The 24,235-nt window shown below is 45.4% G+C and carries 20 protein-coding genes and 1 tRNA gene; 10 read left to right on the forward strand and 11 right to left on the reverse strand.

Going from position 1 to position 24,235, the window contains the following annotated elements; genetic code table 11:
• Positions 1–12: 12 nt before the first annotated feature.
• Together FTU44_RS12170 and FTU44_RS12175 are read left to right on the forward strand one after the other, a co-directional pair.
• On the forward strand, positions 13–2,322 hold the full coding sequence (locus tag FTU44_RS12170; RefSeq protein WP_005098082.1) for a bifunctional (p)ppGpp synthetase/guanosine-3',5'-bis(diphosphate) 3'-pyrophosphohydrolase: 2,310 nt from the start codon (positions 13–15) through the stop codon (positions 2,320–2,322).
• 99 nt (positions 2,323–2,421) lie between these two features.
• Positions 2,422–3,075: a hypothetical protein gene (locus FTU44_RS12175; protein ID WP_180050895.1), complete on the forward strand. Its 654-nt coding sequence runs from the start codon at positions 2,422–2,424 to the stop codon at positions 3,073–3,075.
• A 47-nt stretch (positions 3,076–3,122) separates the two neighbouring features.
• Here the strand turns inward: FTU44_RS12175 and secF are convergent, their stop codons facing one another.
• From secF to queA, 8 genes are all read right to left on the reverse strand, one after another.
• Complete coding sequence (gene secF, locus FTU44_RS12180; protein ID WP_171255744.1) at positions 3,123–4,097, reverse strand: protein translocase subunit SecF; 975 nt, start codon at positions 4,095–4,097, stop codon at positions 3,123–3,125.
• Between the two features lie 8 nt (positions 4,098–4,105).
• Entirely contained in the window at positions 4,106–6,004 is a 1,899-nt protein-coding gene (gene secD, locus FTU44_RS12185) for a protein translocase subunit SecD (protein ID WP_005168609.1), read from the reverse strand.
• A gap of 51 nt (positions 6,005–6,055) precedes the next feature.
• Complete coding sequence (gene yajC, locus FTU44_RS12190) at positions 6,056–6,385, reverse strand: preprotein translocase subunit YajC (protein ID WP_180050898.1); 330 nt, start codon at positions 6,383–6,385, stop codon at positions 6,056–6,058.
• Positions 6,386–6,485: 100 nt separating this feature from the next.
• Positions 6,486–7,616 carry a tRNA guanosine(34) transglycosylase Tgt gene (gene tgt, locus FTU44_RS12195; protein WP_005098076.1) on the reverse strand — a complete coding sequence of 377 codons (1,131 nt, stop codon included), beginning with the start codon at positions 7,614–7,616 and terminating at the stop codon, positions 6,486–6,488.
• A 119-nt stretch (positions 7,617–7,735) separates the two neighbouring features.
• Positions 7,736–8,587 (reverse strand): DUF4303 domain-containing protein, encoded by an 852-nt coding sequence (locus FTU44_RS12200; RefSeq protein WP_180050901.1) that lies wholly within the window; start codon positions 8,585–8,587, stop codon positions 7,736–7,738.
• Positions 8,588–8,698: 111 nt separating this feature from the next.
• The gene (locus FTU44_RS12205; RefSeq protein ID WP_005098074.1) at positions 8,699–9,268 is read right to left on the reverse strand and encodes a LemA family protein; all 570 of its coding nucleotides are present in this window, start codon (positions 9,266–9,268) and stop codon (positions 8,699–8,701) included.
• A 57-nt stretch (positions 9,269–9,325) separates the two neighbouring features.
• Positions 9,326–10,354: a hypothetical protein gene (locus FTU44_RS12210; RefSeq protein ID WP_005098073.1), complete on the reverse strand. Its 1,029-nt coding sequence runs from the start codon at positions 10,352–10,354 to the stop codon at positions 9,326–9,328.
• 15 nt (positions 10,355–10,369) lie between these two features.
• Positions 10,370–11,404: a tRNA preQ1(34) S-adenosylmethionine ribosyltransferase-isomerase QueA gene (queA, locus tag FTU44_RS12215; RefSeq protein ID WP_180050903.1), complete on the reverse strand. Its 1,035-nt coding sequence runs from the start codon at positions 11,402–11,404 to the stop codon at positions 10,370–10,372.
• Between the two features lie 167 nt (positions 11,405–11,571).
• Here queA and FTU44_RS12220 point away from each other — a divergent pair.
• Positions 11,572–11,658, forward strand: a tRNA-Leu gene (locus FTU44_RS12220).
• Positions 11,659–11,915: 257 nt separating this feature from the next.
• Here the strand turns inward: FTU44_RS12220 and FTU44_RS12225 are convergent.
• A complete protein-coding gene (locus tag FTU44_RS12225; RefSeq protein WP_180050906.1) occupies positions 11,916–14,147 on the reverse strand; it encodes an NADP-dependent isocitrate dehydrogenase in 2,232 nt (743 codons plus the stop codon).
• Between the two features lie 486 nt (positions 14,148–14,633).
• On the opposite strand from FTU44_RS12225, the gene FTU44_RS12230 reads away from it, so the two are divergent.
• Together FTU44_RS12230 and FTU44_RS12235 are read left to right on the forward strand one after the other, a co-directional pair.
• Complete coding sequence (locus FTU44_RS12230; RefSeq protein ID WP_005098068.1) at positions 14,634–15,143, forward strand: DUF1543 domain-containing protein; 510 nt, start codon at positions 14,634–14,636, stop codon at positions 15,141–15,143.
• 136 nt (positions 15,144–15,279) lie between these two features.
• Positions 15,280–16,272 (forward strand): DUF2804 domain-containing protein, encoded by a 993-nt coding sequence (locus FTU44_RS12235; protein WP_100329830.1) that lies wholly within the window; start codon positions 15,280–15,282, stop codon positions 16,270–16,272.
• A gap of 57 nt (positions 16,273–16,329) precedes the next feature.
• On the opposite strand, the gene FTU44_RS12240 is transcribed toward FTU44_RS12235, so the two are convergent.
• On the reverse strand, positions 16,330–17,214 hold the full coding sequence (locus FTU44_RS12240) for a metal-dependent hydrolase (protein WP_005168590.1): 885 nt from the start codon (positions 17,212–17,214) through the stop codon (positions 16,330–16,332).
• Between the two features lie 142 nt (positions 17,215–17,356).
• Here FTU44_RS12240 and FTU44_RS12245 point away from each other — a divergent pair, with 142 nt between their 5' ends.
• Positions 17,357–18,394, forward strand: coding sequence for an AraC family transcriptional regulator (locus FTU44_RS12245; protein ID WP_005098065.1), 1,038 nt, complete (start codon positions 17,357–17,359; stop codon positions 18,392–18,394).
• Between the two features lie 48 nt (positions 18,395–18,442).
• On the opposite strand, the gene FTU44_RS12250 is transcribed toward FTU44_RS12245, so the two are convergent.
• Entirely contained in the window at positions 18,443–19,777 is a 1,335-nt protein-coding gene (locus FTU44_RS12250; protein ID WP_180050909.1) for a Na+/H+ antiporter NhaC family protein, read from the reverse strand.
• Positions 19,778–20,142: 365 nt separating this feature from the next.
• On the opposite strand from FTU44_RS12250, the gene trpA reads away from it, so the two are divergent.
• The 4 genes from trpA to FTU44_RS12270 are packed head-to-tail and all read left to right on the forward strand — an operon-like array spanning position 20,143 to position 24,161.
• Positions 20,143–20,943 carry a tryptophan synthase subunit alpha gene (gene trpA / locus FTU44_RS12255; protein WP_180050911.1) on the forward strand — a complete coding sequence of 267 codons (801 nt, stop codon included), beginning with the start codon at positions 20,143–20,145 and terminating at the stop codon, positions 20,941–20,943.
• Position 20,944: 1 nt separating this feature from the next.
• Positions 20,945–21,841, forward strand: a complete 897-nt coding sequence (gene accD, locus FTU44_RS12260) for an acetyl-CoA carboxylase, carboxyltransferase subunit beta (RefSeq protein ID WP_034608357.1) — start codon at positions 20,945–20,947, stop codon at positions 21,839–21,841.
• The gene (gene folC, locus FTU44_RS12265; RefSeq protein ID WP_180050914.1) at positions 21,838–23,121 is read left to right on the forward strand and encodes a bifunctional tetrahydrofolate synthase/dihydrofolate synthase; all 1,284 of its coding nucleotides are present in this window, start codon (positions 21,838–21,840) and stop codon (positions 23,119–23,121) included. Before accD ends, folC begins: the two co-directional genes overlap by 4 nt.
• Positions 23,112–24,161, forward strand: a complete 1,050-nt coding sequence (locus FTU44_RS12270; protein ID WP_373684778.1) for an SPOR domain-containing protein — start codon at positions 23,112–23,114, stop codon at positions 24,159–24,161. Before folC ends, FTU44_RS12270 begins: the two co-directional genes overlap by 10 nt.
• Positions 24,162–24,235 lie beyond the last annotated feature (74 nt).

Genomic DNA, 24,235 nt, shown 5'->3' on the forward strand with positions numbered 1-24,235 from the left:
TAGGAGAAGGGTATGGTCACAGTACGTGAGCAACTCCCTGGACGACTCAATGAGTTGTCACAGGAGACGACTGTAGAACATGCCGAACAAGCACACCACGATCTGACTGAGTGGTTGGATCGGGTTCGTGGCATATTAGATGGGGCACCTTTACAGCAGCTCGAAGAAGTCGCCCATTTAACATTAGAAAGAGAGCTGCAAAGTACGGTTCAGCATCGTTCCAATACCTTTTATACCGGTATTGAGATGGCGGATATTTTGGCACATCTGCATGTCGATGAAGATACCCTGTCCGCGGCCATGCTCTATCGTTCGGTGCGTGAAGGCGTCATGCCACTGACTGAAGTGTTAGAAAAATTTGGTGAGCAAGTGCATAGCCTGGTCAAGGGCACGCTGGCCATGGGTAAACTGTCTGAACTGATCGAAAAGAATAAACGTCTGGAAGACCATTTCGATAATAATCAGCGTGAACATCTGTCCGGCATTTATAAAATGCTGATTTCAGTGACCGAAGACGTGCGTGTGGTTCTGGTGAAGTTGGCAGAGCGTACCTATGCCTTGCGTGAGCTGACCAATTCCTCGCGTGAGCGTCAGGAACGGGTTGCCCGAGAAATTCTGACGATCTACTCACCACTGGCGCACCGTTTAGGCATCGCCCAGTTAAAGTGGGAACTGGAAGACTTGGCCTTCCGTTATCTTGCGCCAGAACGTTATAAAGAAATTGCTTCTTTACTGAATGAAAAACGTTTAGAACGAGAGCAATATATTCAATTCGTGATTGATAAATTACGCAATGAATTGTCTGAATATGGCATCGAAGCTGAAATTAACGGACGCGTAAAACACATTTATTCGATTTATCGAAAAATGAAAAGCAAGAGCCTGAGTTTTGACCAGCTCTATGATATTCGTGCCTTAAGGGTATTGGTCAAGAGCGTACCGGAGTGTTACCACAGTTTAGGGATTGTACATCAGATCTGGCGACATATTCCGCATCAGTTTGATGACTATATCACCAATCCAAAAGCCAATGGCTATCGTTCCCTGCATACGGCTGTAATTGCCGAGAACAAATCACTTGAAGTGCAGATTCGTACTTACAGCATGCATGAAGAAGCAGAGCTGGGGGTGTGTTCGCACTTTAATTATAAAGAAGGCTCGAAAACCACCGATCATTCTTTTAATCATCGTTTGCATTCTTTACGCGCAGTTCTCGAGCATTATCAGGAACGCAATGAGTCCAGTGCACATAAAGAAGCAGAAGATGAAATCGAAAACTTCGAACATATTCAAGACTTCGAAGGCTTCGAAAAAATTTATGTGTTTAGTCGTGATGGTGATATCAAAGAGTTGCCGCGTGATTCAACTGTGCTCGACTTTGCTTATCATGTGCATACCGAAGTTGGTAACAAATGCTATGCCGCGCGTGTCAATCAGCGCTATGTGCCACTGACCTATACCCTGAAAACCGGGGAACAGGTCGAGATTCTGACCAAAAAAGACCGTGAGCCGAATCGGGACTGGCTGGTTAACTCTCTGGGTTATATCAAGACTGCACGTGCGCGCGACAAGTTGCGCCACTGGTTCCGTCAACAGGACCGCAGTAAAAACCTGGAAGTCGGCCGTGAAGTGCTGAATAAAGAATTGTCACGTCTGGCGATTCATCCAAAATCGATCGATTTGAGTGATTATTGCAATCATTTTAATGTCAAAACTGGTGATGACATTCTGGTGAATCTGGTCAATGGTGATATCAGCCTGCATGCCTTGATTAATCAGGTGAATCGTCATATGCATCTGGATCAGGATGAACCTGAGCTGGTGCTGAAGCCAGCGCTGAATCCGCGTGCCAGTCATACCCTGTCAGCGCACGGTATTCTGATTGACGGGCTGGATAACGTAGAGCTGCATGTCGCGCAATGTTGCCAACCGGTGCATGGTGAGTCGATCGCTGGCTATATCACCCTGAATCGTGGGGTAAGCATTCATAAGGTGGCTTGTCCGGACTATGTGCGCATGATCACCCAAGAGCCTGAACGTGCGGTAGAAGCCGACTGGGAAATGCAGCCGACTCGTGGCCAGAGCGTACAGATTGTGGTGGAAGCCTATGATCGACGTGGTCTGCTCAAAGATTTGACTCAGGTGATTTTCTCCGATCAGATCAATATCCGTCAGGTCAATACCATTTCGGAAGCGGATGGTATCGCCAATATGAAGCTGTTGATTGAAGTCAAAGGCCTGGCGCAACTTTCCAAGCTGCTGGCTCGTCTTGAGCAGCAACCGGGGATTATTAGTGCCCGTCGTCTGGTACAGGGTACTTAAATTCCTATGAAATCAGTTGAAAAGCCTGCAATTTGATTGCGGGCTTTTTTATTGTAAGGTATTTGAATAAAATGGATAAAAAAAGATCAGTAGATGGATATGAGTGCGCCAGAAATATTTGAACGAAGACGACATCATCTGAGAAAAGTGATTGATCAGCTGATTGACACCCAGCAATTTAAAACCGGCAAAGAGATCTGCGAGCATTTTGGCTTGTCTGCTGCCTATATCGCACAGTTACTGAATAGCAAACGTCAGATCGGGGAGAAGGCGGCAAGGGAACTGGAACAGCAGCTTGGCTTAGCCCGTTTAATTCTGGATCAGACGGTCGAGCCGAAGATTGAACTTGCTACAGCTATAGAACAGGTCGCTTTGTTTCAGATGCAGGTGGTACAGCAGCAGGCCTTTAAACTCAATCCCATAGATTCTACGGTTTCGTTCAATCCGGATATTTTTCATCTGCAAGCACAGCATTATGCGATTCAGGTGGCAGAGCGCTATTATTTTCCCAGTCTGAAACCGGACTGGTGGCTGGTTTGTGATAAAGAGTTGCCAGTTTTTGGGATGTGCTGTGTGTATCTGGCCAACGGCTTGCAGCTCATTTTGGAGGGGGTGGGGGAAGCTCAAGATACTTATGAATTTCAAAGTCTGGATGAAAATCGGAAAGTCATTTTCCAAAAAACAGATATTGAAAAAATCCATCCAGTGATTGCGATTCTGCCGGCTACTTCAACATTCAAACAGCAGAAATAATTCAGCCCATCCTAGGACGGGCTGAACGATGAAAATGAAATATCAGATTAGGGAATCTGGTTTTCGTCTTCAAATTCTGGCTTGACTTGTACGATAAAGTCCTGACGGTTTAAACCACGCCAAAGTGCAAATCCAGTCCCGATATAGATTGAAGAGTAGGTACCGACAAAAACGCCGACAAACATCGCAATCGAGAACCATTTCAGGCCATCACCACCCATGAGCATCATTGCAACAACAACCAGCAATAGCGTCATAGAGGTATGAATGGTACGGCGTAAGGTTTCGGTCAGGGCAATGTTAATCACTTCAAGCGGTTCTGCACCCCGAATCTTACGGAAGTTCTCACGGATACGGTCAGAGACCACGATATTATCGTTCAGTGAGAAACCAATGATCGCAAGGAGTGCCGCAAGTACCGTCAGGTCAAATGGCCACTGCGTCATGGCAAAAATCCCGAGGGTCACCACGATGTCATGGAATAGCGACAGTACTGCACCGATCGCCAGTTTGAGCTCAAAGCGGATGGTGACATAGACCAGCATCAGCAAGAGTGCCAGTGCCACCGCGCCACCAGAGCGGACATACAGCTCATTACCCACCTGTCCGCCGACTACATCAAGCTTCGGTACCTCTGCCGCATTATTTGGCAGCTGAACCGCTGCTGTGACCGCTTTAGTCAGGTCTTCAGCTTCAATGTCTTCCTGAACGGGCATACGTACCATCAGGTCGCGTTCTGAACCTAAAGTTTGTACGACAGCATCGTTGAAGCCAGCCTGGCTCAGTGCCTTGGAAACATCCTCCGGTTTGACCGGATTGGTATAGTTCAGCTCGGCTGCCACACCACCGGTAAAGTCCAGACCCAGGTTCAGACCTTTAGTGGCAATAAAGAACAGACTCGCAACCGTTAAGAAGATAGACAACAATGCCGCAGGCAAAGCAATCTTCATAAACGGAATGACGCGTTCGTCTTCAGGGCGACCATACTGTTTCTGATTCAGTTGAGTATTTTCAGTCATCATCGATCTCCTTAAATGCTCAACTTTTTCAAGTTACGTTTTTTGCCATAAATGATCTGTACCACGGCACGGGTCACTGTAATGGCAGTAAACATCGAGCAGACGATACCAATCATCAGGGTCACGGCAAAGCCTTTGATCGGACCTGTACCAATCGCGAACAGAATGAATGCAACCAGGAAGGTGGTGAGGTTCGAGTCAAAAATGGTGTTATAGGCTCGATCATAACCCGCCACGATCGCCTGTTTCGGCGAGGCACCCCATTTCATCTCTTCCCGTATTCGTTCACAGATCAGTACGTTGGCATCTACCGCCATACCGATGGTAATCACGATACCGGCAATACCAGGAAGGGTTAAAGAAGCCCCAATCCATGACATGACGGTAAGAAGCATGGCCAGGTTAAAGACCAGAGCAAAGTTGGCAATCACACCAAACAGACGGAAGAATACCACCATCCAGATCGCCACCAGAATGAAGCCGATTTGCGTTGAAAGTACCCCTTTGTCGATGTTTTCCTGACCCAGACTTGGACCAATCACACGTTCTTCGACAAAGTACATTGGCGCAGCCAAAGCACCTGCACGTAGCATCAAGGCAAGTTCAGCAGCTTCCTGCGGAGAATCCAGACCAGTAATACGGAACTGAGAGCCGAGTACCGCCTGAATAGTTGCAGCATTAATCACGACAGATTCAGTATATGGGGTACGAACTTCAGTTTGAGTACCGGTCGCAGGGTCTTCCACATAGCTAATGCGCTGTTTGTTCTCGATGAACAGTACAGCCATACGTTTGCCAACCGCATTACGGGTCGCATCCGACATCAGTTTGCCGCCTGCGCTGTCTAGCGTAATGTTGACTTCAGCACCGCCGGTGTCCTGACTAAAGCCAGAAGATGCATTCTGAACACGTTCACCAGTCAAGATCCGGTTGCGGTTCAAAAGCAGCTGACGACCACTGTCCAGGGATTCATAAGCGAATACTTCTGTACCTGGTGGCAATGTGCCAGTCGCCTGACCGGTATATGGATCAATATATTGATCATTCAGATCAGAAACCAGACGAAACTCGAGGTTCGCAGTACGACCCAAGACACGTTTTGCTTCTGCAGTATCCTGTACACCCGGCAATTCAACCACAATACGGTTGCTGCCCTGGGTTTGCACCAGTGCTTCTGCCACACCCAATTCGTTAATACGGTTACGTAACGTGGTCAAGTTCTGGTTGACTGCATAAGACTCGATTTCTTGCTTACGTACATCAGTATAAGTCAAACGTAAAGTCGAGCCGGTATCAGTCGCAACAGCCTGCTGGGTAAACTCATTGCCATTACGGCGCAAGAAGTCCATCGCTGCAGCACGATCATCGTTGCTGGCAAACTGCACCACAATGGTGTTGCTGCTTAAGTTCAGGCTATTAAATTTCAGGTTGTTATCACGCAACTGACGACGTAGGTCTGTCGCAGAGGTTTCCATGCGCTGCGCAATCGCTTTGTCCATGTCCACTTCAAGCAGGAAGTGAACACCGCCACGTAAATCCAGACCCAGCTTCATTGGCTTGGCACCAATTTTTTGTAGCCATTCCGGCGTGGTCGGGGCAAGGTTCAATGCAACCACGTAATCATCACCTAATCCGCGACGTAAAGCTTCTTTGGCTTTAAGTTGCAATTCACTTGAATCTACACGTAATAAGGCAGCATTGTTGCTAAAGCTATTGTCATGGGTGGCAATATTTTCAGTTGTTAAAATTTGCTCTGCTTTTTGTACGATGCTTGCATCAATTTGAGTACCGGCTTTGGCACCCGAAATCTGTACAGCAGGTTCATCTGGATACAAACTTGGCAGGGCATATAAGGTACTGATGACTAGTACAACTAGAATCAGTACATATTTCCATGCTGGGTAACGCATTTATTTTCTTCTTAAAATGAAAAAGCCGTGCAAGGGCACGACTATTTTTGATTAAAGGTTATTTAAAGTGCCTTCAGGAAGGACTGAAATCACACTCGCACGCTGAACTTTAACTTCTACGCCACGGCTCAATTCAACCACTGCGAAGTCACCTTCAATCTTGGTGATTTTGCCCATTAATCCGCCTGCAAATACCACTTCACTGCCAACTCCAAGGCTTTCAACCAAAGCACGGTGTTCTTTGGCGCGTTTAGATTGGGGGCGCCAGATCAAGAAATAGAAGATCGCAATAAAAACTGCAATCATCAGAAGGTTGGCCATCATGCTTGGTTGTTGTGCAGCTTCACCTGCAGCGTGAGCAGTCGAAATAAAAAGGCTCATTACATTTTCCTAAAATAAAAAACTGGTGATCAACTTGATAATAAATTGACATATTCTTGCAATTTACATTGTCTTTTTCCTCAGCGCAAATGCTGATGGATTAATCTTGCGGGCAAGGGGGTACTTCCAGGCCACGACGGGCATAAAAGTCCTGCACAAACGCATCAAATGTACCGTTGTCCAAGGCATCACGCATGGATTCAGTCAAGCGCAGGTAATAACGCAAGTTATGAATGGTACCGAGCATCGAACCAAGCATTTCCCCACATTTTTCGAGGTGGAATAAATAAGCACGAGTGAAGTTGGTACAGGTGTAGCAATCGCAATGTGGATCAAGCGGGCTTTGATCGTGACGATATTTTGCATTACGGATCCGTACCAGACCATCTGTGACAAAATAATGACCATTACGTGCATTTCGGGTTGGCATCACGCAGTCAAACATATCGACACCACGGCGCACCGCTTCCACAATATCTTCAGGCTTGCCGACCCCCATCAAATAGCGCGGTTTATCTGCCGGCATTTGTTCTGGAAGATAATCCAGTACCTTGATCATTTCTTCTTTAGGCTCGCCAACGGACAGACCGCCAATCGCGTAACCATCAAAGTCAATATCAAGCAGGCCTTTTAACGATTCTTCACGTAAGTCTTCATACATGCCACCCTGAATAATCCCAAACAGTGCATTACGGTTTTTCAGAACCTCGTGATGTTGGGTTTTACAGCGCTTCGCCCAGCGCAAAGACAGTTGCAAGGATTTTTGCGCTTCTTCATGCGTCGCAGGGTACGGCGTACATTCATCAAAAATCATCACAATGTCAGAGTTCAGCGTGTGCTGAATGTCCATTGAAATTTCAGGCGATAAAAATACTTTTGAACCATCGATGGGTGAGCGGAAGGTGACACCTTCTTCTTTAATTTTACGCATTGCGCCCAGACTGAACACCTGGAAGCCGCCGGAATCGGTCAAAATGGGATTATTCCACTTCATAAATTCGTGCAGGCCACCATGTTCACGAATCACATCGAGTCCTGGACGTAAATACAAATGGAAGGTATTGCCCAAAATGACTTGAGACTTGATCTCTTTAATATCACGCGGCAACAGGCCTTTCACCGTACCGTAAGTGCCGACAGGCATAAACATCGGGGTTTCAACCACACCATGTTCAAGCGTTAAACGACCACGACGGGCGCGACCCGACTGACCTAATTTTTCAAACTTCATAGGAGTTCCACATCCAGGCGAAAAAACAGTTCGCTGCTAGTTCATAGCTAAAGGGCGCTATTTTCCTTGATTCTTACGCTAAACGCCAGCATTGTAGAGCATTCGCTCTGTAATTTTATTTATCGTTGAATAAATGCAAGATCAGGTGAAATAGTCGAATTTGCAGAAAACTGTTGCAAGCGCTGCTGGATATCTTCCCGGCTAAGAGCACAGCTGCCATCCGGTTCAGAGGCCATGGCGGCAATATGCTGGATCAGTTTCTGGATATAGATATTGCTGTCGATAAAGTAGGATTCCAAGGTCAGCAAATAGGCATCGTGCGCCACTTGCAGATAATCATAAGGCTCCATCACCAGCATTTGCTCCAGATCAATCAGAATGTCTTTGTCATTTTGCGAGAGTTTTAATCGCTTACTGATTTCAGAAAAAGGCTGGGCATGTCGGGAGGCTAGAAAGTTTTGCAATAAGGCGCTTTCTGGGTTGAGTTCCAGTGCAGATCGGCGTTCAAATTCGGCCTGGTTTGGCAGGCTCAGGAAAAAAAGTATATTGCCCAGATCCAGACCATAGGCTTCGGAGAGGCGATATTTGGCCTGTTTGAATGTTTGCAGTAATAAATCCAGATGTGTTGTGTGGAGCTGTTGCTGTTCTAATAGCGGATGACCAAAACTATGCTGGGTTTTAAAATAATCAGCCAGCAAAGTTTTGAAGGGGATCAGTCCGGAGTCGGGCGCAGCTTGTGCCCGATAACGCCATTTTGGGACATTCCAGCGATCTTGTTCAGCCAGATATTGCCGCTGATCTTCCGGATCTTTAAAAATACTGCATTCAGTCGAAATGGCCAGATCATCCAGCAGTAAAAATTCGTCAAAGACCAGACTACAGGCATAGATTCCATCGTCCTGATAATGGTCATAAAGCTGATAAAATTCTTCCACCAGCGTCTGCTCTAAGCGCTCTACATAATTCAGCATAATTTTTATTCTTTATTTTATTGGTTTTATAAAGGTGTAGCTTCATCCTGGGTCATTTTATTATAAGTTGAGTACGCCAGGATGAGAAAGTCGATCAGATGAGATAGTTGCTCAGTGAAAATTTGGACGATAGTCAAAACTCTGGGTTGCGCTCTGATCGCGAAAAGGGCGAACTGCTTTTTTTCCTAACAGCATATTATTAATCACATTGTGTGGGAAAATCTGGATCTGGTTATTAAACAGTTCCACATTGCGATTATAAATGGTAATTGCCGCACCGACATTTTCATTCTGTTCTTCAATTTCAGCCATCATTTTCAGATAAATGTCATTGGCTTTTAGCTCGGGATAGTTTTCAACCACTACATTGAGGCTATGCATGAGTTGTTTGTTCAGGCTTTCAATGCGCTGTAACTGAGAAATGTCGGCATCGTTGATATTTAAATTCATGATGTTCTGACGCAGTTCGGTGACTTTTTCCAGTGTGCCTTTTTCAAAAGAAGAATATTGCTCGACCAGCGGCTGCAGTCCATCCAGAATTTTCAGTTTCTGCCGTTCATAACTGGCAACATCCGACCAGGCGCGAATCGTCGCGTTGTGATGACGGACAATACTGTTGCGGATCATAATGATCAGCACAATCAGCGCAATAATGATCAAACATAAAACCAAAAATCCCATGCGAGATCTCCCCAATTCATATTTATATTCTGAAAATATTGATTTAAAAAAAAGCAGTTATTTTAAAAACTGCACAAGATCATGTTGTAACTGTTCGAGTTGTCTTAATTTAAACGTTCTGAGATGGCCGCGCAATGTCGAAATATCATTGATATGACGATGCTTGCTCGACACCTGAAATAGGTCATGAGGCCCCAGATAGCAGAGCATCCGATTTTCTGGATGAAACAGTAAATCCCCCTGACGCTGTGCAAAAAAATCGGCCAGACGCAGTACAAAACCCGGACTGAGTAATTTGGCGGTTTGCATCGGATCACTGCCATAAAAGCTTAAGCGTTGATTGGTACGAATATCGCTACTATGCCAAGGATGGCTATAAGGATAATAAAATTTACGTCGAGAAGTCGTGACCGCCAGTCCCTGAATCTGGATATCAAAGACAAATACGCCCCACAGGTCTTTGTGAACCTGCATTAATTTAACCGGCTGCCCTTGCTTGTTGCGAACCTGTACTTCATCAATATAGTGATATTGAAACAGCAGCACCTGATGTTGCTGGCCGTTTTCATCTTCCCATATCGTACTGGCATAACGTGTAATCTCATTACTCAAAGAACCTTGATTGAATAAGGGGAATAAACGTTTTAAATGTCCAATAAAATGCAGGGGATTTAAAGGAATTGAAATATGCTGTGGCTGTTGCTGAAAGGCAAGCTGATATTTTTTGGCCAGTGCTGCATCTTCCAGAAAGCCAATAACTTCATCTAATGGTTGTTGTTGCTCATAGCAAAGATAGGCCCAGAACAGCAGCAGACCGCCCAGAAAAACGCCACTTTGAATCCAGATATTTTCCGGTGCAATAAAAATGCTGACGATGAGCAACAAACCAATACCAGCCAGCGCCAATGGCAGATTATTTTCAAATTTTAGCGTTATCGGGCCATTCCAGGGATGCAATCCGTCCAGCAGGTCTTGATGACTCTTGGCTTGACGGCCCAAATCCCACAGCCGGGCGATATTCTGAAACACCACTGCATTTTTCTTGCGGCGAATATGAATGGACTGTTGTACAGACTCGATCGGCATGGGCAGCTATTCTCGCTATTGTGCCTGATCAATCAGCATGGCATCGCCATAACTGAAGAAACGATATTGGCTGTCTACTGCATGCTTGTAGGCATTCAGAATGTTGTCACGATTGGACAGGGCAGAAACCAGCATTAACAGGGTCGATTCCGGTAAATGGAAATTGGTAATCAGACGATCGACCACTTTGAACTGATAACCTGGATAAATGAAAATCTGGGTATCACCGGTCCAGCCTTTTAGTTCACCGCCATTGGCCTGCGCCGCACTTTCTGTGGCACGGGTAGCCGTTGTACCGACAGCAATCACTTTATTGCCACGCGCTTTAGTTGTTTTGATGAGTTCCATCGACTCATCGGACACCTGGCACCATTCGCTGTGCATGATGTGATTTTCAATATCGGTAGTGCGTACTGGTAAGAATGTACCTGCGCCCACATGTAGTGTGACAAAGGTGGTTTGAATTCCTTTGGCTGCTAACTTTTTCAATAAGTCTTTATCGAAATGCAGAGAAGCCGTAGGTGCTGCGACACTGGCCAGCTTGGTTGGATCATTAAACACAGTTTGATAACGTTCGGTATCAATTTCTTCTGCTTCACGGTTGAAATAGGGCGGAATAGGGAGGGCGCCATATTTGTCTAAGACGTCTAAAATCGGCTGTGAAAATTCCACAATAAACAGGTTTTCATGACGACCTTGCACGGTCACTTTTACTGCATCTGGGCCAATAAACAGTTCTGCACCGGCTTTCGGTGAGTTGCTGGCCTTGATATGACAATGTGCAATGAACTGATCCATCATGCGCTCAACCAGTACTTCTACCGCGCCGCCTGAGGCACGTTTGCCTTTTAGACGTGCTTTCATGACTTTGGTGTCGTTCAATACCAGTAAGTCGCCGTCTTCAAGCAAGTCCAGAATATCGGTAAATTGATGGTCGTGATATTGACCGTGTGCATCGAGGTGCAGCAGGCGAGAGGCACTGCGTGTTTCCAGAGGATAGCGAGCAATCAGCTCATCGGGGAGATCAAAATTAAAATCAGAAAGTTGCATGATGATTTACGCTAAAAAAACTGCGGCTAGTATAAACTTTTTTCTTTTTTATAGCGGGAATTGCTCGATTTTAAAACGAAAAAATGCCATTTGTTTTAAAAATAAACAAATGTAAATATTCTGCGTTGACAGTGCCGAGAAATCGCGTATTATACCTTTCATCCACTCCCGAGGTGGTGAAATTGGTAGACGCGGCGGACTCAAAATCCGCTGTCAGAGATGACGTGTCGGTTCGAGTCCGACCCTCGGGACCAAAATTCTAGAAAACCCCAAGCACATTCAGTCTTGGGGTTTTTTATTGTCTGTATATTTAAAAGTATTTATTTTCATCATTTCTTAAAATAGTTTTTGACTGAATTTGAGTGGTTTTGTCAGTAAGATGATGATTTATATCTATAGCGAAAAATAGATTAATTGAATAACTTTGATACATCAATCAGACATAAAAAACCGGCGCCTAGACGCCGGTTTTTTTATTTTACATTACTGATCAAGTCAGTTTTGCAAAAGCTTAGATCGTTTTAAGCGCAGCATTCAAAGTTGCGCTTGGACGCATCACTGCATTTACTTTTTCTTGATCAACTGCGTAGTAACCGCCGATGTCTACAGATTTGCCTTGAACTTCTGCAAGCTCAGCAATGATTTTCTCTTCATTTTCAGCTAAAGTTTTTGCAAGTGGTGCAAACTTCGCTTTCAATTCAGCATTTTCGTCTTGAGCGGCAAGTTCTTCAGCCCAGAATTTCGCTAGGTAGAAATGACTGCCACGGTTGTCCAATTCGCCAGTACGACGAGAAGGAGACTTGTCGTTATCTAGCAATTTGCCAGTCGCTTGGTCTAAAGTTTTAGCAAGTAACTTGATGTCGTCATTGCCTTCTTTAATACCCATTTCTTCTAAAGATACCGCCAACGCCATGAATTCACCGAGTGAATCCCAACGTAAGTGGTTTTCTTCAACTAACTGCTGTACGTGCTTAGGAGCAGAACCACCTGCACCTGTTTCATACATGCCGCCACCCGCCATTAACGGCACGATTGACAACATTTTCGCAGATGTACCCAATTCCATGATCGGGAACAAGTCAGTCAGGTAGTCACGTAAGATGTTACCTGTTACAGAAATGGTATCTAGACCGCGCGCAACACGTTCAAGCGTATAACGCATTGCACGTACTTGTGACATGATCTGGATATCAAGACCGGTAGTGTCGTGATCTTTCAGGTATTTTTCAACTTTCTTGATCAGTTCATTTTCGTGTGGACGGTACGGGTCAAGCCAGAAGATTGCCGGCATGCCAGAGTTACGTGCACGCGTTACTGCAAGTTTCACCCAGTCGCGGATCGGTGCGTCTTTCACCTGACACATACGCCAGATATCGCCTTCTTCCACGTTTTGTGACATCAGCACTTCGCCAGTTTCAAGATCAACGATGTTGGCAATACCTGCTTCAGAGATCTCGAAAGTTTTGTCGTGTGAACCGTATTCTTCCGCTTTTTGCGCCATCAAACCAACGTTCGGTACGGTACCCATTGTACGTGGATCAAAATTGCCATTCCACTTACAGAAGTTGATCATTTCCTGGTAAATACGTGCGAATGTTGATTCAGGCATGACGGCTTTACAGTCATAAGGTTTGCCATCAGCGCCCCACATTTTACCGCCACCACGGATCATTGCAGGCATAGAAGCATCTACAATCACGTCGTTTGGTGAATGGAAGTTCGTGATGCCTTTGGCAGAATCAACCATCGCAAGCGCAGGACGGTGTTCTTGGCAAGCATGTAGATCTGCAATGATTTCTTCACGTACAGAGGTTGGTAGAGTTTCGATCTTTTCATAAAGACCAGCCATACCGTTGTTTACGTTCACGCCCAGCTCATCAAATAACTTGCCGTGTTTTTCAAATGCGTCTTTGTAGTAAATTCTCACACAGTGACCGAATACGATCGGGTGTGAAACTTTCATCATGGTTGCTTTGACGTGAAGTGAGAACAAGATGCCGGCTTCTTTACAATCATCTAATTCTTTTTCATAGAAATCGCAAAGCGCTTTTTTGCTCATGAACATTGAATCGATGATTTCGCCATCTTGAAGTGCAACTTTTGGCTTAAGAACAATGGTTTCACCAGACTTGGTGATCAATTCCATTTTCACATTACGTGCACGGTCTAAAGTCATCGACTTTTCGCCATGGTAGAAGTCGCCTTCGTCCATGTGTGAAACGTGAGTTTGAGACCACTGTTTCCACTCGCTCATAGAGTGCGGGTGTTTTTTCACATAGTTTTTAACGGCAGCAGGTGCACGACGGTCTGAGTTACCTTCACGTAGTACCGGGTTTACTGCTGAACCAAGACATTTGCTATAACGTGCCTTGATTGCTTTTTCTTCTTCAGTGGCCGGGTTTTCAGGATAGTCAGGAAGGGCATAGCCTTTAGACTGGAGTTCCTTGATACACGCTGTTAGCTGGCCAACAGAAGCACTGATATTTGGGAGTTTGATAATGTTCGTGTCTGGATCTTGTGTAAGACGACCTAGCTCAGCTAGAGTGTCAGGCACCTTTTGCTCTTCGCTTAGGTAATCTGTAAATTCAGAGAGCACGCGCACAGCTACAGAGATGTCACTTTTGACGATCTCAACGCCAGCTGGCTTAGTAAAGGTCTCAATGATCGGCAGCAGAGAATAAGTCGCCAGTAATGGCGCCTCGTCGGTCAGTGTGTAAATGATAGTTGACTTTCCACCAGCCATATATAGCCCCTTGCGTTGGATTGAGTTTCTGAGGACCGAACTTTTGGTCCAGCCTCATTGAACCGATTTGCTTAAATAAAAACATTGAGAGTATCGTCTTTCAGCGCATTTCAGTCAACGAAATATGCTTTTAGATTGAAATTTGGGCGAAAATTTGTACAGATTTGTATGGTTTAGCTGTGTTTGTATTTTGTACAAAAAAATAATTTTCGGCGCTTAGAAATCATTGTGGTGCTGGAAGGAAATTTTATGCTACCAGATTGTATTCACTGAAGATGAGTTTTTGAGCATTGGGCGGGATCGTGATGATCCCGAAATACAAATAAATGTTGAGTAAGCAGATACTATTTCGGGACAATTTCTTAGGGTCAATTGAGGAAATTTGTCTTGACGAATCATCACCTCAATATCATGGAATTACTTTGCGATATACTTCTAAGCATTGATCAAATCATTCTTAAAATTGCAGCGAAATAAGGAAATCGAATGCCCAGTTTATTTATTGTGATGCTTGGTGGCCGTCATGCCCGTGCCAATACAGAAGTTCATGATGTGGTACTGGCAGTAGGCGAAACTCTGGAAGAAACCTATCCTCAACTGAAAAATGCCTGGTTTGCCGAGCAAAAAGGGCTGCATATTGATGCTTGGGCGCAAATTAATGGACTGGAGTTCGAGGGCAAAAATTATCACGTTCAATTTAGCGATGCTGCCCCGAATCAGGCTGCCGAAAAGCTTTGGCTGATTAATTTAGGTGGTTATGATGCACGTGAATTTGGTGAGCTGCACCGTTATGTGCTGGTGGTGGCACAGAATGCCATGGTGGCAAAACAGCGCGGTAAAGCTTATTTCGCCAAGCACTGGCAAAAACAGCATACTGACCGGGTGCTGGATGTCGATGATTGCATTGCGATTGATCAGGTGTATGGCCGATATGTACAGCTGGTGGAGGGACATTTTAGTGCGAATCGCTGGGAAAATACCTATCTTACGATTTAAAACTGAAGCATAGGGCTATAGCGTGGCTGAGGGTCAGGATTCGACGAGTGACTTAAAAAAAATCTTTATCAAAGTTCAATAATCTGCATAATACCGGAAAGGAAAAACAGCTTTTGACTGAGATGGAACATCTTAAATGGATTTAATTCAGGCAAATGGACAACCGCACTATGGACGTTTCAAGGAACTTCCAAAAAGTATTGACTATCAGGCATATCAATACAAGAACCCTTATGGTCAGGTGCTGTCAGGCTGGCGTAAGCATCTAAAATATAAGAAATTCAAATTTTGTAGTATTCAGCACGAACATTATACCATTGGGCTGGCGATTGCCGATATTGCATGGGCAGGGCACAGTTTTGTCTATGTCTACAACCATATGACCAATGACGTTCTGGAATGGAATGCGATTAATTTCCTGTCTCGCCATACTGTGCTGGATGAACAACCATTATTCAATCACAGTTATTTTCATAAATCGCCTTTTCAGGTCGATATTCAGCATGCCAACGGTGTGCGCTATATCAATGTCAGTAAATACGGCGAAATTCAGCTCAGTGCACGAATCTTTTGTGCAGGAACCGATCCTTTAAGTATGTGTAGCCCAACTGGTATCAACGGTTGGACTTATACGCAAAAGCTCACGACCTTAGGTTGCGAAGGCTATTTTTTAAATAAACAAAAACAAAAGATTCAATTTAACGAACGAACTTTTGCCTTGCTGGATGACACCTGTGGTTTTCTACGTCCAGAAACTGCCTGGTTTTGGTTGTCGTGTAACTTTTGGGATGCGACCAATCAGCGGATTGGAATTAATTTAGCATCCGGTGTTAACGAAAGCTTTGGTAATGAAAACTGTTTGTGGATCAACGGAAAAATTTATCCATTGGCTGATGTGCTCTTTCAGCAGGAAACTGAAACTCAATGGACGATTCAATCACTAGATGAAAAGCTGAATCTAACGGTGACAACCGGTTGGCGACGTTATGAAAATCTGAATTTGCGTCTGGTCGGCAGCCAGTTTAGCCAGTGGCAGGCCAAAGTCTGTGGCACCATTCAGCAGGATGATCAGGAAATTATTTTACTGAATGAATATGCCTTGCTTGAGCAGCATTATGCCAAATGGTAAATCAGCTTAAATCAAAAAGCCTTCAAGTTAATGAGGGTTTTTTGATTTAAGCGATGCTCACGTGTAGTCTTTCGCGGCCTGCCAGAAGGCTTCACCGGCTTGAATCGGATCGCCGGTTTCATTTAGGGTGTTGATCCAGACATCGTATTGGGCAATCACTGGGTGCTGACTCGGATGAAAGTCTTTTTTAAACCAGTCTCGATACTGTTTGCCCATTCGGGTCAATGTGCCTTTTGGGCCAAAAAACCAGGGTAAGCTCTTGATATTCATCTGCAAGCGTTGCAAGAGGCTAAAGCCATCATGTTTCAGCATGACATTGGCACGGTAGACGGTAAAACTAAACATTAAAATGGTCGTGCTGACTAAGGTGGCTCGACGGGTAAATTCTGGGGTTTTAGCCACATTTTTCATCACATCAAAAGCTACATCGCGGTGTTCCATTTCCTCAATGGCATGCCAGGCCAATAATGCCCGTACAAAAGGATGGGCATCTTTCAGGGTCTGTTTTTGTCCATAAAAAGTTTCTGCCATAAGCGCCGTTAAGTGCTCTGCCGCAGCGGTAATGGCAATATTAAACTGGGGTGAGCGGTGCTTCAGATCATAATTGAAAATTTTATTTAAACGTTCAATAAATTGGTCTACAGGCATGCCTTGCTCGCGCATCAACTGATTCATTTTGTCATGCGCGATGCCGTGCTGGGCTTCCTGGCGGATGAAATCCGCGACACGTTGTTGCAGCTCCGGGTCCTGGATCTGATCGCGGAACAGGCGGACACTCTGAATAAAATAGCGCTCGCCGTCTGGAAAGGTCAGGCTCAGGGCATCGAACATGCGTGTCATAAAGGGATCGCCGCCGAACCAGTAACGTGGAATTTCATCCAGTTTAAAATCAAGTTGGGTGCGAACCACAGGCTGTAGGGCGGATTTTAATATGGCGTTCATCTTGTAGATTCTTTTTTGTGACGATGCTGACAGTATGTCGGCGAATCTCGCCATTGTTTTGACAGAGCTTGCCAATTTTTATACATTTTATGCCAAATGAAAATAAAACTGGTCAGATTAGAGCTGCCAGCGAGAATCGCACATGCAAGACATAAAAATATCCAATGGTTATCTTCAGCTCTGGGCGACTTATTTGCGTGATGTGGGGATTGAACCCTTAACTGCCGACTTTCTGCAAGATGTGCATGACTCGCTTGTGACCCTCATCGATCAGCCTTTTGATACACAAGTACCTTTGGAATTGTTGAATCATATTATTTTAACTACTCGGCAACATCTGAACTGTCCGCAGCTGATTTTTGAAATCGTGCAGGTCATTCGTCCTGAGCATTTTGGTGTACTGGGTTATATGGTTTCACGTAGCAGTAGTGTCGCGGAAATGATCGGCTATAGCATGCGCTTTCAGCGGCTGGTGATTGATGGCAGTGAATTCGTGCCTTTACAGTTGAAACAGCATGAACACAGTATGGAACTCTATTGGGGCTATTTAGATGAAAAATATAATTTGTTAAATGAGCTCACCATGGCAGCAATGGTGCAACTGGGACGGGTTATTTTGCAAGAGCAGCCACTTTTATTGCGTTGTGTACGACTGGCTCATGCAGCTGAAATGGCACAAATGCATTATCAAAAATTCTTTGCCTGTGAGGTTCAGTTTTCTCAAGATTATTATGCTCTGGAACTGGATGTACAGGGGTTAGCTCATGGGTCTGAGCATGCTGACCCCATATTATTGCAGTTGCTGACTCTTCAGGCGGAACAGGCGATTGCAGCAAAAGTACCTGTTGAAAATACCTTGCAGCAAGCACAGCAAATCATTGCCGAACAGTTGCGAACCAGGCAACAGGCGATCAAAATTGAGCAGCTTGCCCAGCAGTTGTGGATGTCGACCCGAAGCTTGCAACGCTTATTCAGCATATATCAAACTTCATTTAAAAAACTGCTGCAACAGCAGCGCATCAAACGCTGTGAGATTTTGTTACAGCAGGGGCTTAGTCTGAGCGAGATTGCTGAAGCGCTGGATTATTCCGACCAGTCGGCCTTGGCCCGCGCCTATAAAGCAGCCACCGGACAGACTTTGTTCCAGCGCAAGAAACAGTTAAAGCATGCACAGCAATAAAAAAGCGACCCAATCAGATCGCTTTTTGATGTGAGGATGATACAGAGATTAAGCGGTTGCTTTAAGGTTGGGGAATCTCAACGCAATCGCAGCAATTGCGAAGATGGCCAGAATCCAGCAATAGTACAAGCCGCCAATCAGTTCAACCGGTGAGATTTTTGCAATCGAGCAGGCGAGGAGCAACTGTGCACCATAAGGAATCAGACCTTGTACCACGCAGGAGAAAATATCCATCAGTGCTGCAGAACGCTTGGGATCCACGCCGTATTCTTTGGCGACTTCACGTGCCATATCACCCGACAGAATAATTGCGACGGTATTATTGGCCACAAAGATATTTGAAAATACCACCAGAAAGCTGATCCCGATTTCGCCGGCCCTTTGCTGCCCAACTTTAAACAGACGGGTCAGGCTATAAATGCGCTCGATTAGCCAGCGTAAACCACCTTCACGTTGCATGATCGCTGACAGACCCGCCAGAAACATGGACAGTAATGCCACTTCAAACATGCCGACAAAGCCGTCATAAATCGAAGTATTCAGCTTGAGCAGGTTAAATTCAGGCGTCGCAAACAGACCGAACAGACCCGAAAGCAAAACACCAATGGTCAGTACTGCGAGGACATGCAGGCGACTAAAAGCCAAAACAAAGACCGCAATATAAGGTAAGACCAGTAACCAGTTAAAATCTTTATATTCTACGGGGCTGGAGCTGCCTGTACTTAAAATATAAATCACAATGGTGCTGATAGAGGCCGGTACAGCAATCCAGACATTGACTTTAAACTTGTCACGTAATTGCACCCGCTGGCTGGTGGTGGCTGCAATGGTGGTATCTGAAATCATGGAAAGGTTGTCACCGAACATGGCACCGCCTACGACTGCACCAATGGCGTAGATCACATTAATATCGGTGACCTGGGTAAAACCAAAGGCAATCGGGGCACAAGCTGCAATGGTGCCCATGGAGGTGCCCATCGCCGTGGCAATAAATGCCGAGATGATAAACAGCATCGGCAAGATAAATTCAGGCGGAATAATCGACAGGCCCAGTTGTACCGTGGCATCCACACTGCCAATCGCACTGCTGACACTGGCAAAGGCACCGGCCAGCATAAACACCATAAACATCAAAATTAAGTTCGGATGACTGGCCCCTTTTAGAAAGGCTTCAATGCCCTGATTGAGTTTGCCGCGATACACCAATGCAGCCAAAATAATCGCAGGCAGGGCAGCAACAGGCGCTTTCACCTGATAGAACGCAAATTCGGTTCCAATCAGGGAATGATAGATCCCGCTACCCAAAAATAGGGTTAAAAATACAATAAGCGGCAGCAGTGCAATGGCGCGTGCCTGCACTGTAGCCTCAGAATCAGTCTGCATAGGAGATAAAAAAGTAAGAGAATAGGACTAGTATAAAGCAGGTTTTGCAATTTCAGAAAACTTTAAATGAATGCGCTAACATCTGCATTTTTATTAATTTTTGCATGATAAAAATAAGTTTATCTAAATATTCAGGATTTTAGCTAATAGCAAAATTAGGCATCTTTGATCATTGTGAAAAAAATCAAAATAATCGTAAATAGACCCTTCCGAATTGTTTTGAAATCTTCGTACAGGAAATGAAATACTCGAGGTCGGTATCGCAGACTGTTCATTGGACAAAAAATAGCGTTACAATGCGACGTCTTGTATTTTTACATAGTCAATGCCTCAAGTTTGAAACACGTTAAGGAAAGCTCAGCCCTATGTCACGTTTAGCCACACAATTTGAACAACTTAAATCTCAACAGCGTAAAGCTTTAGTTTCTTATGTGATGGCTGGTGATCCGCATCCAGAGGTCACTGTACCTTTGCTCCATGCAATGGTAGAGGCGGGTGTCGATGTGATTGAGCTGGGTCTTCCTTTCTCAGACCCGATGGCAGATGGTCCCGTAATTGCTTTAGCGGCTGAACGTGCGCTGGCAGGCGGAACCAATACTTTGGACGCACTGCACATGGTGAAAGAATTTCGCTTGAAAGATCGCGAAACACCTGTGGTGCTGATGGGTTATCTGAATCCGGTCGAAGTGATTGGCTATGAAAAGTTTGTGGCTTATGCTTACGAATGTGGAGTAGATGGCGTGCTGCTGGTGGACTTACCGCCAGAGGAAGCACAAAGTCTGGGTGAAGTACTGGAAAAATATGACATGGATCAGATTTTCCTGCTGGCACCCACTTCAACCGATGCACGTATTCAACACGTAGCGAAACAGGCCACTGGCTTTATTTACTATGTATCCTTGAAAGGCGTGACCGGTGCAGCAACTTTAGATGTCTCTGAAGCCGCTGCCCGCATTCAAAAGATTAAAGCTGTGACTGATGTTCCTGTAGGCGTAGGTTTCGGTATCAGCGATGCTGCATCTGCGAAAGCGATGGGTGTTGCTGCCGATGCAGTTATTGTGGGAAGTGCGTTTGTAAAGCAGTTTGCAACGCTTGCACCAGAACAAGCCGTTATTGCGACGGTGAATAAAGTCAAGGAGCTTCGAGCAGCGCTCGATGAGTTATAGTATGAGTCAACCCGTGAAATCAGGCAAAATTCTGAGCCCATCGACCCCATGGACGGAACGCATTGTTCCAGGCATTCATGTACCTGATGAGCAAACGATCTACAAAGCGACATTTACCGAGCCTACGGTCGAGTGTCCTGAATGTCATGCTTTGGTGACCCGTACCGCGATGTCATTCAATGCCTATGTTTGTCCGCAGTGTGATGAGCATTTACGCATGAAAGCCCGTGATCGCCTGAACTGGTTCTTTGACCAGGTACAGACTGAACTGGGTCAGGAGTTTAAGGCTAAAGATCCGTTAAAGTTTGTCGATAGCAAAGCTTATCCAGAGCGTATGGCAGAAGCGCAAAAGAAAACCGGCGAAACCGAAGCGTTGGTCGTGATTCAAGGCCTGCTAAAAGATGTCCCAATGATTGCCTGTGCATTTGAATTCGATTTCATGGGCGGCTCTATGGGGACAGTGGTCGGTGACCGTTTTGTTCAGGCGGCAGAGCGTGCGATTGAAGCCCGTCAGCCCTTGATCTGCTTTGCTGCTTCAGGCGGTGCACGTATGCAGGAAGGCATGTTGTCCTTGATGCAAATGGCACGTACTTCGGCTGCTATCCAGCGTTTAAAAGAAGCAGGCCTGCCTTATGTGGTGGTATTGACGCATCCGGTATACGGTGGTGTCACTGCATCATTGGCGATGCTGGGTGATGTACATCTGGCTGAACCGAAGGCGATGATTGGCTTTGCCGGTAAACGAGTGATTGAACAAACTGTCCGTGAAAAACTGGAAGAACCGTTCCAGCGCGCGGAATATTTGCTTGATCATGGGGTAATCGATCAGATTGTTCACCGTCACGCATTACGTGATACAGTTTACCGTATTGTTACGAAATTGATGAACCTGCATTGAACACAGCACCGCTAGCAACAGATTCTTTAAGTACATGGCTCGATTATTGGAGCCATGTTCACGTTACGGGTATTGATTTAGGTCTGGAACGGGTTATTCCGGTGGCTGAAAAGCTCGGTGTGACACGTCCGGCGGCCAAAGTGCTGACGGTGGCTGGAACCAATGGTAAGGGTTCAACCACCACCACACTGGCTGCGATTTTGAATGCACAAGGCTTCAAGGTCGGACTGTATCAATCTCCACACGTGTACCGTTTCAATGAGCGGGTAAAACTGCGCGGCATTGAAGTTGAAGATCAGTTGTTGGTGGATGCTTTTGTTCAGGTGGATCAGGCTCGTCGCGAATGTGATTTGAGCCTGTCTTTCTTTGAAGCGACCACTTTGGCCGCTTTTGTGATTTTTAAAGATCAGTTATGTGATGTCTGGGTGTTGGAAGTCGGTCTGGGCGGTCGTCTGGATGTGGTTAATGTGGTTAATCCGGATGTAGCAGTGATTACCAATATTGGTCTGGATCATACCGATTGGCTCGGTGATAGCATCGAGAAAATTGCCTTTGAAAAAGCCGGAATTATCCGGCCGAATATTCCGGTGGTGTTTGGTGGACAGCAACAGATTCCACAAGCCATTTTAGATAAAACTCAGCAATGCAACGCGCCCCTATATGCGGTGAATCGTGATTATTTCTATGAAGCCTTTGAAGATGGGCAAAGCTGGGCATTTGCTTCTTCAGGTACGACCTTAAAACTCCCAACAGGTTCACTGGCGCTAGATAATATTTCTACCGCTGTGGCTGCAATTTTGCTGAGCGGTTTAACGGTCAGTCAGGATGTGATGGCACAAGGGATTCAAACGGCAAAGTTGCCGGGACGTTTTGAAGTCTGTCAAATCCAGAATAAAACCGTGATTTTTGATGCCGGACATAATCCGCATGGGGTCGAGTTTCTGCTGAAACAGTTGCGAAACTATTTAAATTACAATCAAAACTATAAAAATATCGTTTGTGTGTTTTCAATGTTGGCAGATAAAGATATAAATTCTGTCACCAAGTTATTGAAAGACACGGTTCAATTGTGGAAAATTGCACCATTATCCGTCCCACGTGCGGCAGAGCTCACAATTTTAGCTGAGGCTCTAGGCGGTGAGGCGGTAGAACAATTTGACAATGTGAAATTAGCTTTTAAATCAGCACTGGATCAAACAGATAATAATCAGCTGATTTTGGTATGTGGATCATTTCATACCTTAGAAGCGGTATGGGAGTATTTGGAAGAATGTCAATGAATAACAAACAGCGCTGGATGGGCGGTGTTGTTTTACTCGGTGGTGGTGTTTTATTGGCAGCATTACTCCTGAAAGGTCAAGATGAAATCAAGCAGGATCGTCAGCAGAAACCGGCACAGTTTGCGGAAGTGGAAACTAAGGATGCAGTGAATCATTCGCTGGGTTCCTTGACGGTCGATGTGGAAACAGAAAAGCGTTTACTTGAACAGCAACGCCGTGATCGGGAAAAATCTGTGGCAGAGCAGGAGGCTCGTGCGGCTGAATTTTTAGCGATGCAGCAGCAGGCAGAAGCAGATGCGGCGCGTAAAGCGGCTGAAGAATATGCTGCACTTAATGCGCATCGTATGGGACAGCAAAGCTCGGATAATATTCCACCAGAACTGGTCGAAGACGAACAGGCCAAACAGAAACGCTTGGCTGAAGAAAAGGCTGCACAAGACAAAAAGCTAGCCCTGCAGAAGCTTGAGCAGCAAAAAGCCAACAGTTCAACTGAAGCGGCCAAGAAAGAAGCGGAGCGTAAAGCCGCTGAAAGCAAAGCGGCTGAAGAAAAACGTAAATTGGAGCAACAGCAAAAAGCCGAAGCAGAACGTAAGACGGCTGAGGCAAAACGTAAGGCTGAGGAAGAGCGTAAGGCAGCCGAGAAGAAAGAAGCTGAACGTAAAGCCGCCGAAGAAAAACGTAAAGCCGAAGACAAACGTAAGGCTGAAGAAGCCAAGAAAAAGGCAGCAGAAGACGCCAAAAAGAAAGCAGAAGCTGAGCAGGCACGTAAATTGCTGGAAGGTGAAAGTGACAAGCAGTGGATGGTGCAGGTCGCACTGGCAGCCAATGAAGCCAATGCAGATGCGGTTGCGGCAAAACTGCGTGCCAAGGGTTATAAAGTGACCAAGAGTCCAACCTCTAAAGGGATTCGTATCATGGTCGGTCCATCAAAGGATCGGGAAACTGCTGATGCTTCGCGTAAAAAAATCGCTGCAGATGACAGTCTGAATATGAAATCTGCCTGGGTGATTGACTGGGTGCCTTTAGATAAGCGTAACTAAGACAGCGTATTACTGTACTTTGGTTTAAAATGGATTCAGGTTATGCCTGGATCCATTTTTATTGGGGAGCAAAA

Source organism: Acinetobacter sp. YH12105 (assembly GCF_013419095.1).
Classification (GTDB): Bacteria; Pseudomonadota; Gammaproteobacteria; order Pseudomonadales; family Moraxellaceae; genus Acinetobacter; species Acinetobacter pseudolwoffii.

Coding starts and splice junctions, on each gene's coding strand:
- FTU44_RS12170 (WP_005098082.1), top strand. CDS start 13: ATGGTCACAGTACGTGAGCAACTCCCTGGACGACTCAATGAGTTGTCA.
- FTU44_RS12175 (WP_180050895.1), top strand. CDS start 2,422: ATGAGTGCGCCAGAAATATTTGAACGAAGACGACATCATCTGAGAAAA.
- secF (WP_171255744.1), bottom strand. CDS start 4,097: ATGATGACTGAAAATACTCAACTGAATCAGAAACAGTATGGTCGCCCT.
- secD (WP_005168609.1), bottom strand. CDS start 6,004: ATGCGTTACCCAGCATGGAAATATGTACTGATTCTAGTTGTACTAGTC.
- yajC (WP_180050898.1), bottom strand. CDS start 6,385: ATGAGCCTTTTTATTTCGACTGCTCACGCTGCAGGTGAAGCTGCACAA.
- tgt (WP_005098076.1), bottom strand. CDS start 7,616: ATGAAGTTTGAAAAATTAGGTCAGTCGGGTCGCGCCCGTCGTGGTCGT.
- FTU44_RS12200 (WP_180050901.1), bottom strand. CDS start 8,587: ATGCTGAATTATGTAGAGCGCTTAGAGCAGACGCTGGTGGAAGAATTT.
- FTU44_RS12205 (WP_005098074.1), bottom strand. CDS start 9,268: ATGGGATTTTTGGTTTTATGTTTGATCATTATTGCGCTGATTGTGCTG.
- FTU44_RS12210 (WP_005098073.1), bottom strand. CDS start 10,354: ATGCCGATCGAGTCTGTACAACAGTCCATTCATATTCGCCGCAAGAAA.
- queA (WP_180050903.1), bottom strand. CDS start 11,404: ATGCAACTTTCTGATTTTAATTTTGATCTCCCCGATGAGCTGATTGCT.
- FTU44_RS12225 (WP_180050906.1), bottom strand. CDS start 14,147: ATGGCTGGTGGAAAGTCAACTATCATTTACACACTGACCGACGAGGCG.
- FTU44_RS12230 (WP_005098068.1), top strand. CDS start 14,634: ATGCCCAGTTTATTTATTGTGATGCTTGGTGGCCGTCATGCCCGTGCC.
- FTU44_RS12235 (WP_100329830.1), top strand. CDS start 15,280: ATGGATTTAATTCAGGCAAATGGACAACCGCACTATGGACGTTTCAAG.
- FTU44_RS12240 (WP_005168590.1), bottom strand. CDS start 17,214: ATGAACGCCATATTAAAATCCGCCCTACAGCCTGTGGTTCGCACCCAA.
- FTU44_RS12245 (WP_005098065.1), top strand. CDS start 17,357: ATGCAAGACATAAAAATATCCAATGGTTATCTTCAGCTCTGGGCGACT.
- FTU44_RS12250 (WP_180050909.1), bottom strand. CDS start 19,777: ATGCAGACTGATTCTGAGGCTACAGTGCAGGCACGCGCCATTGCACTG.
- trpA (WP_180050911.1), top strand. CDS start 20,143: ATGTCACGTTTAGCCACACAATTTGAACAACTTAAATCTCAACAGCGT.
- accD (WP_034608357.1), top strand. CDS start 20,945: ATGAGTCAACCCGTGAAATCAGGCAAAATTCTGAGCCCATCGACCCCA.
- FTU44_RS12270 (WP_373684778.1), top strand. CDS start 23,112: ATGTCAATGAATAACAAACAGCGCTGGATGGGCGGTGTTGTTTTACTC.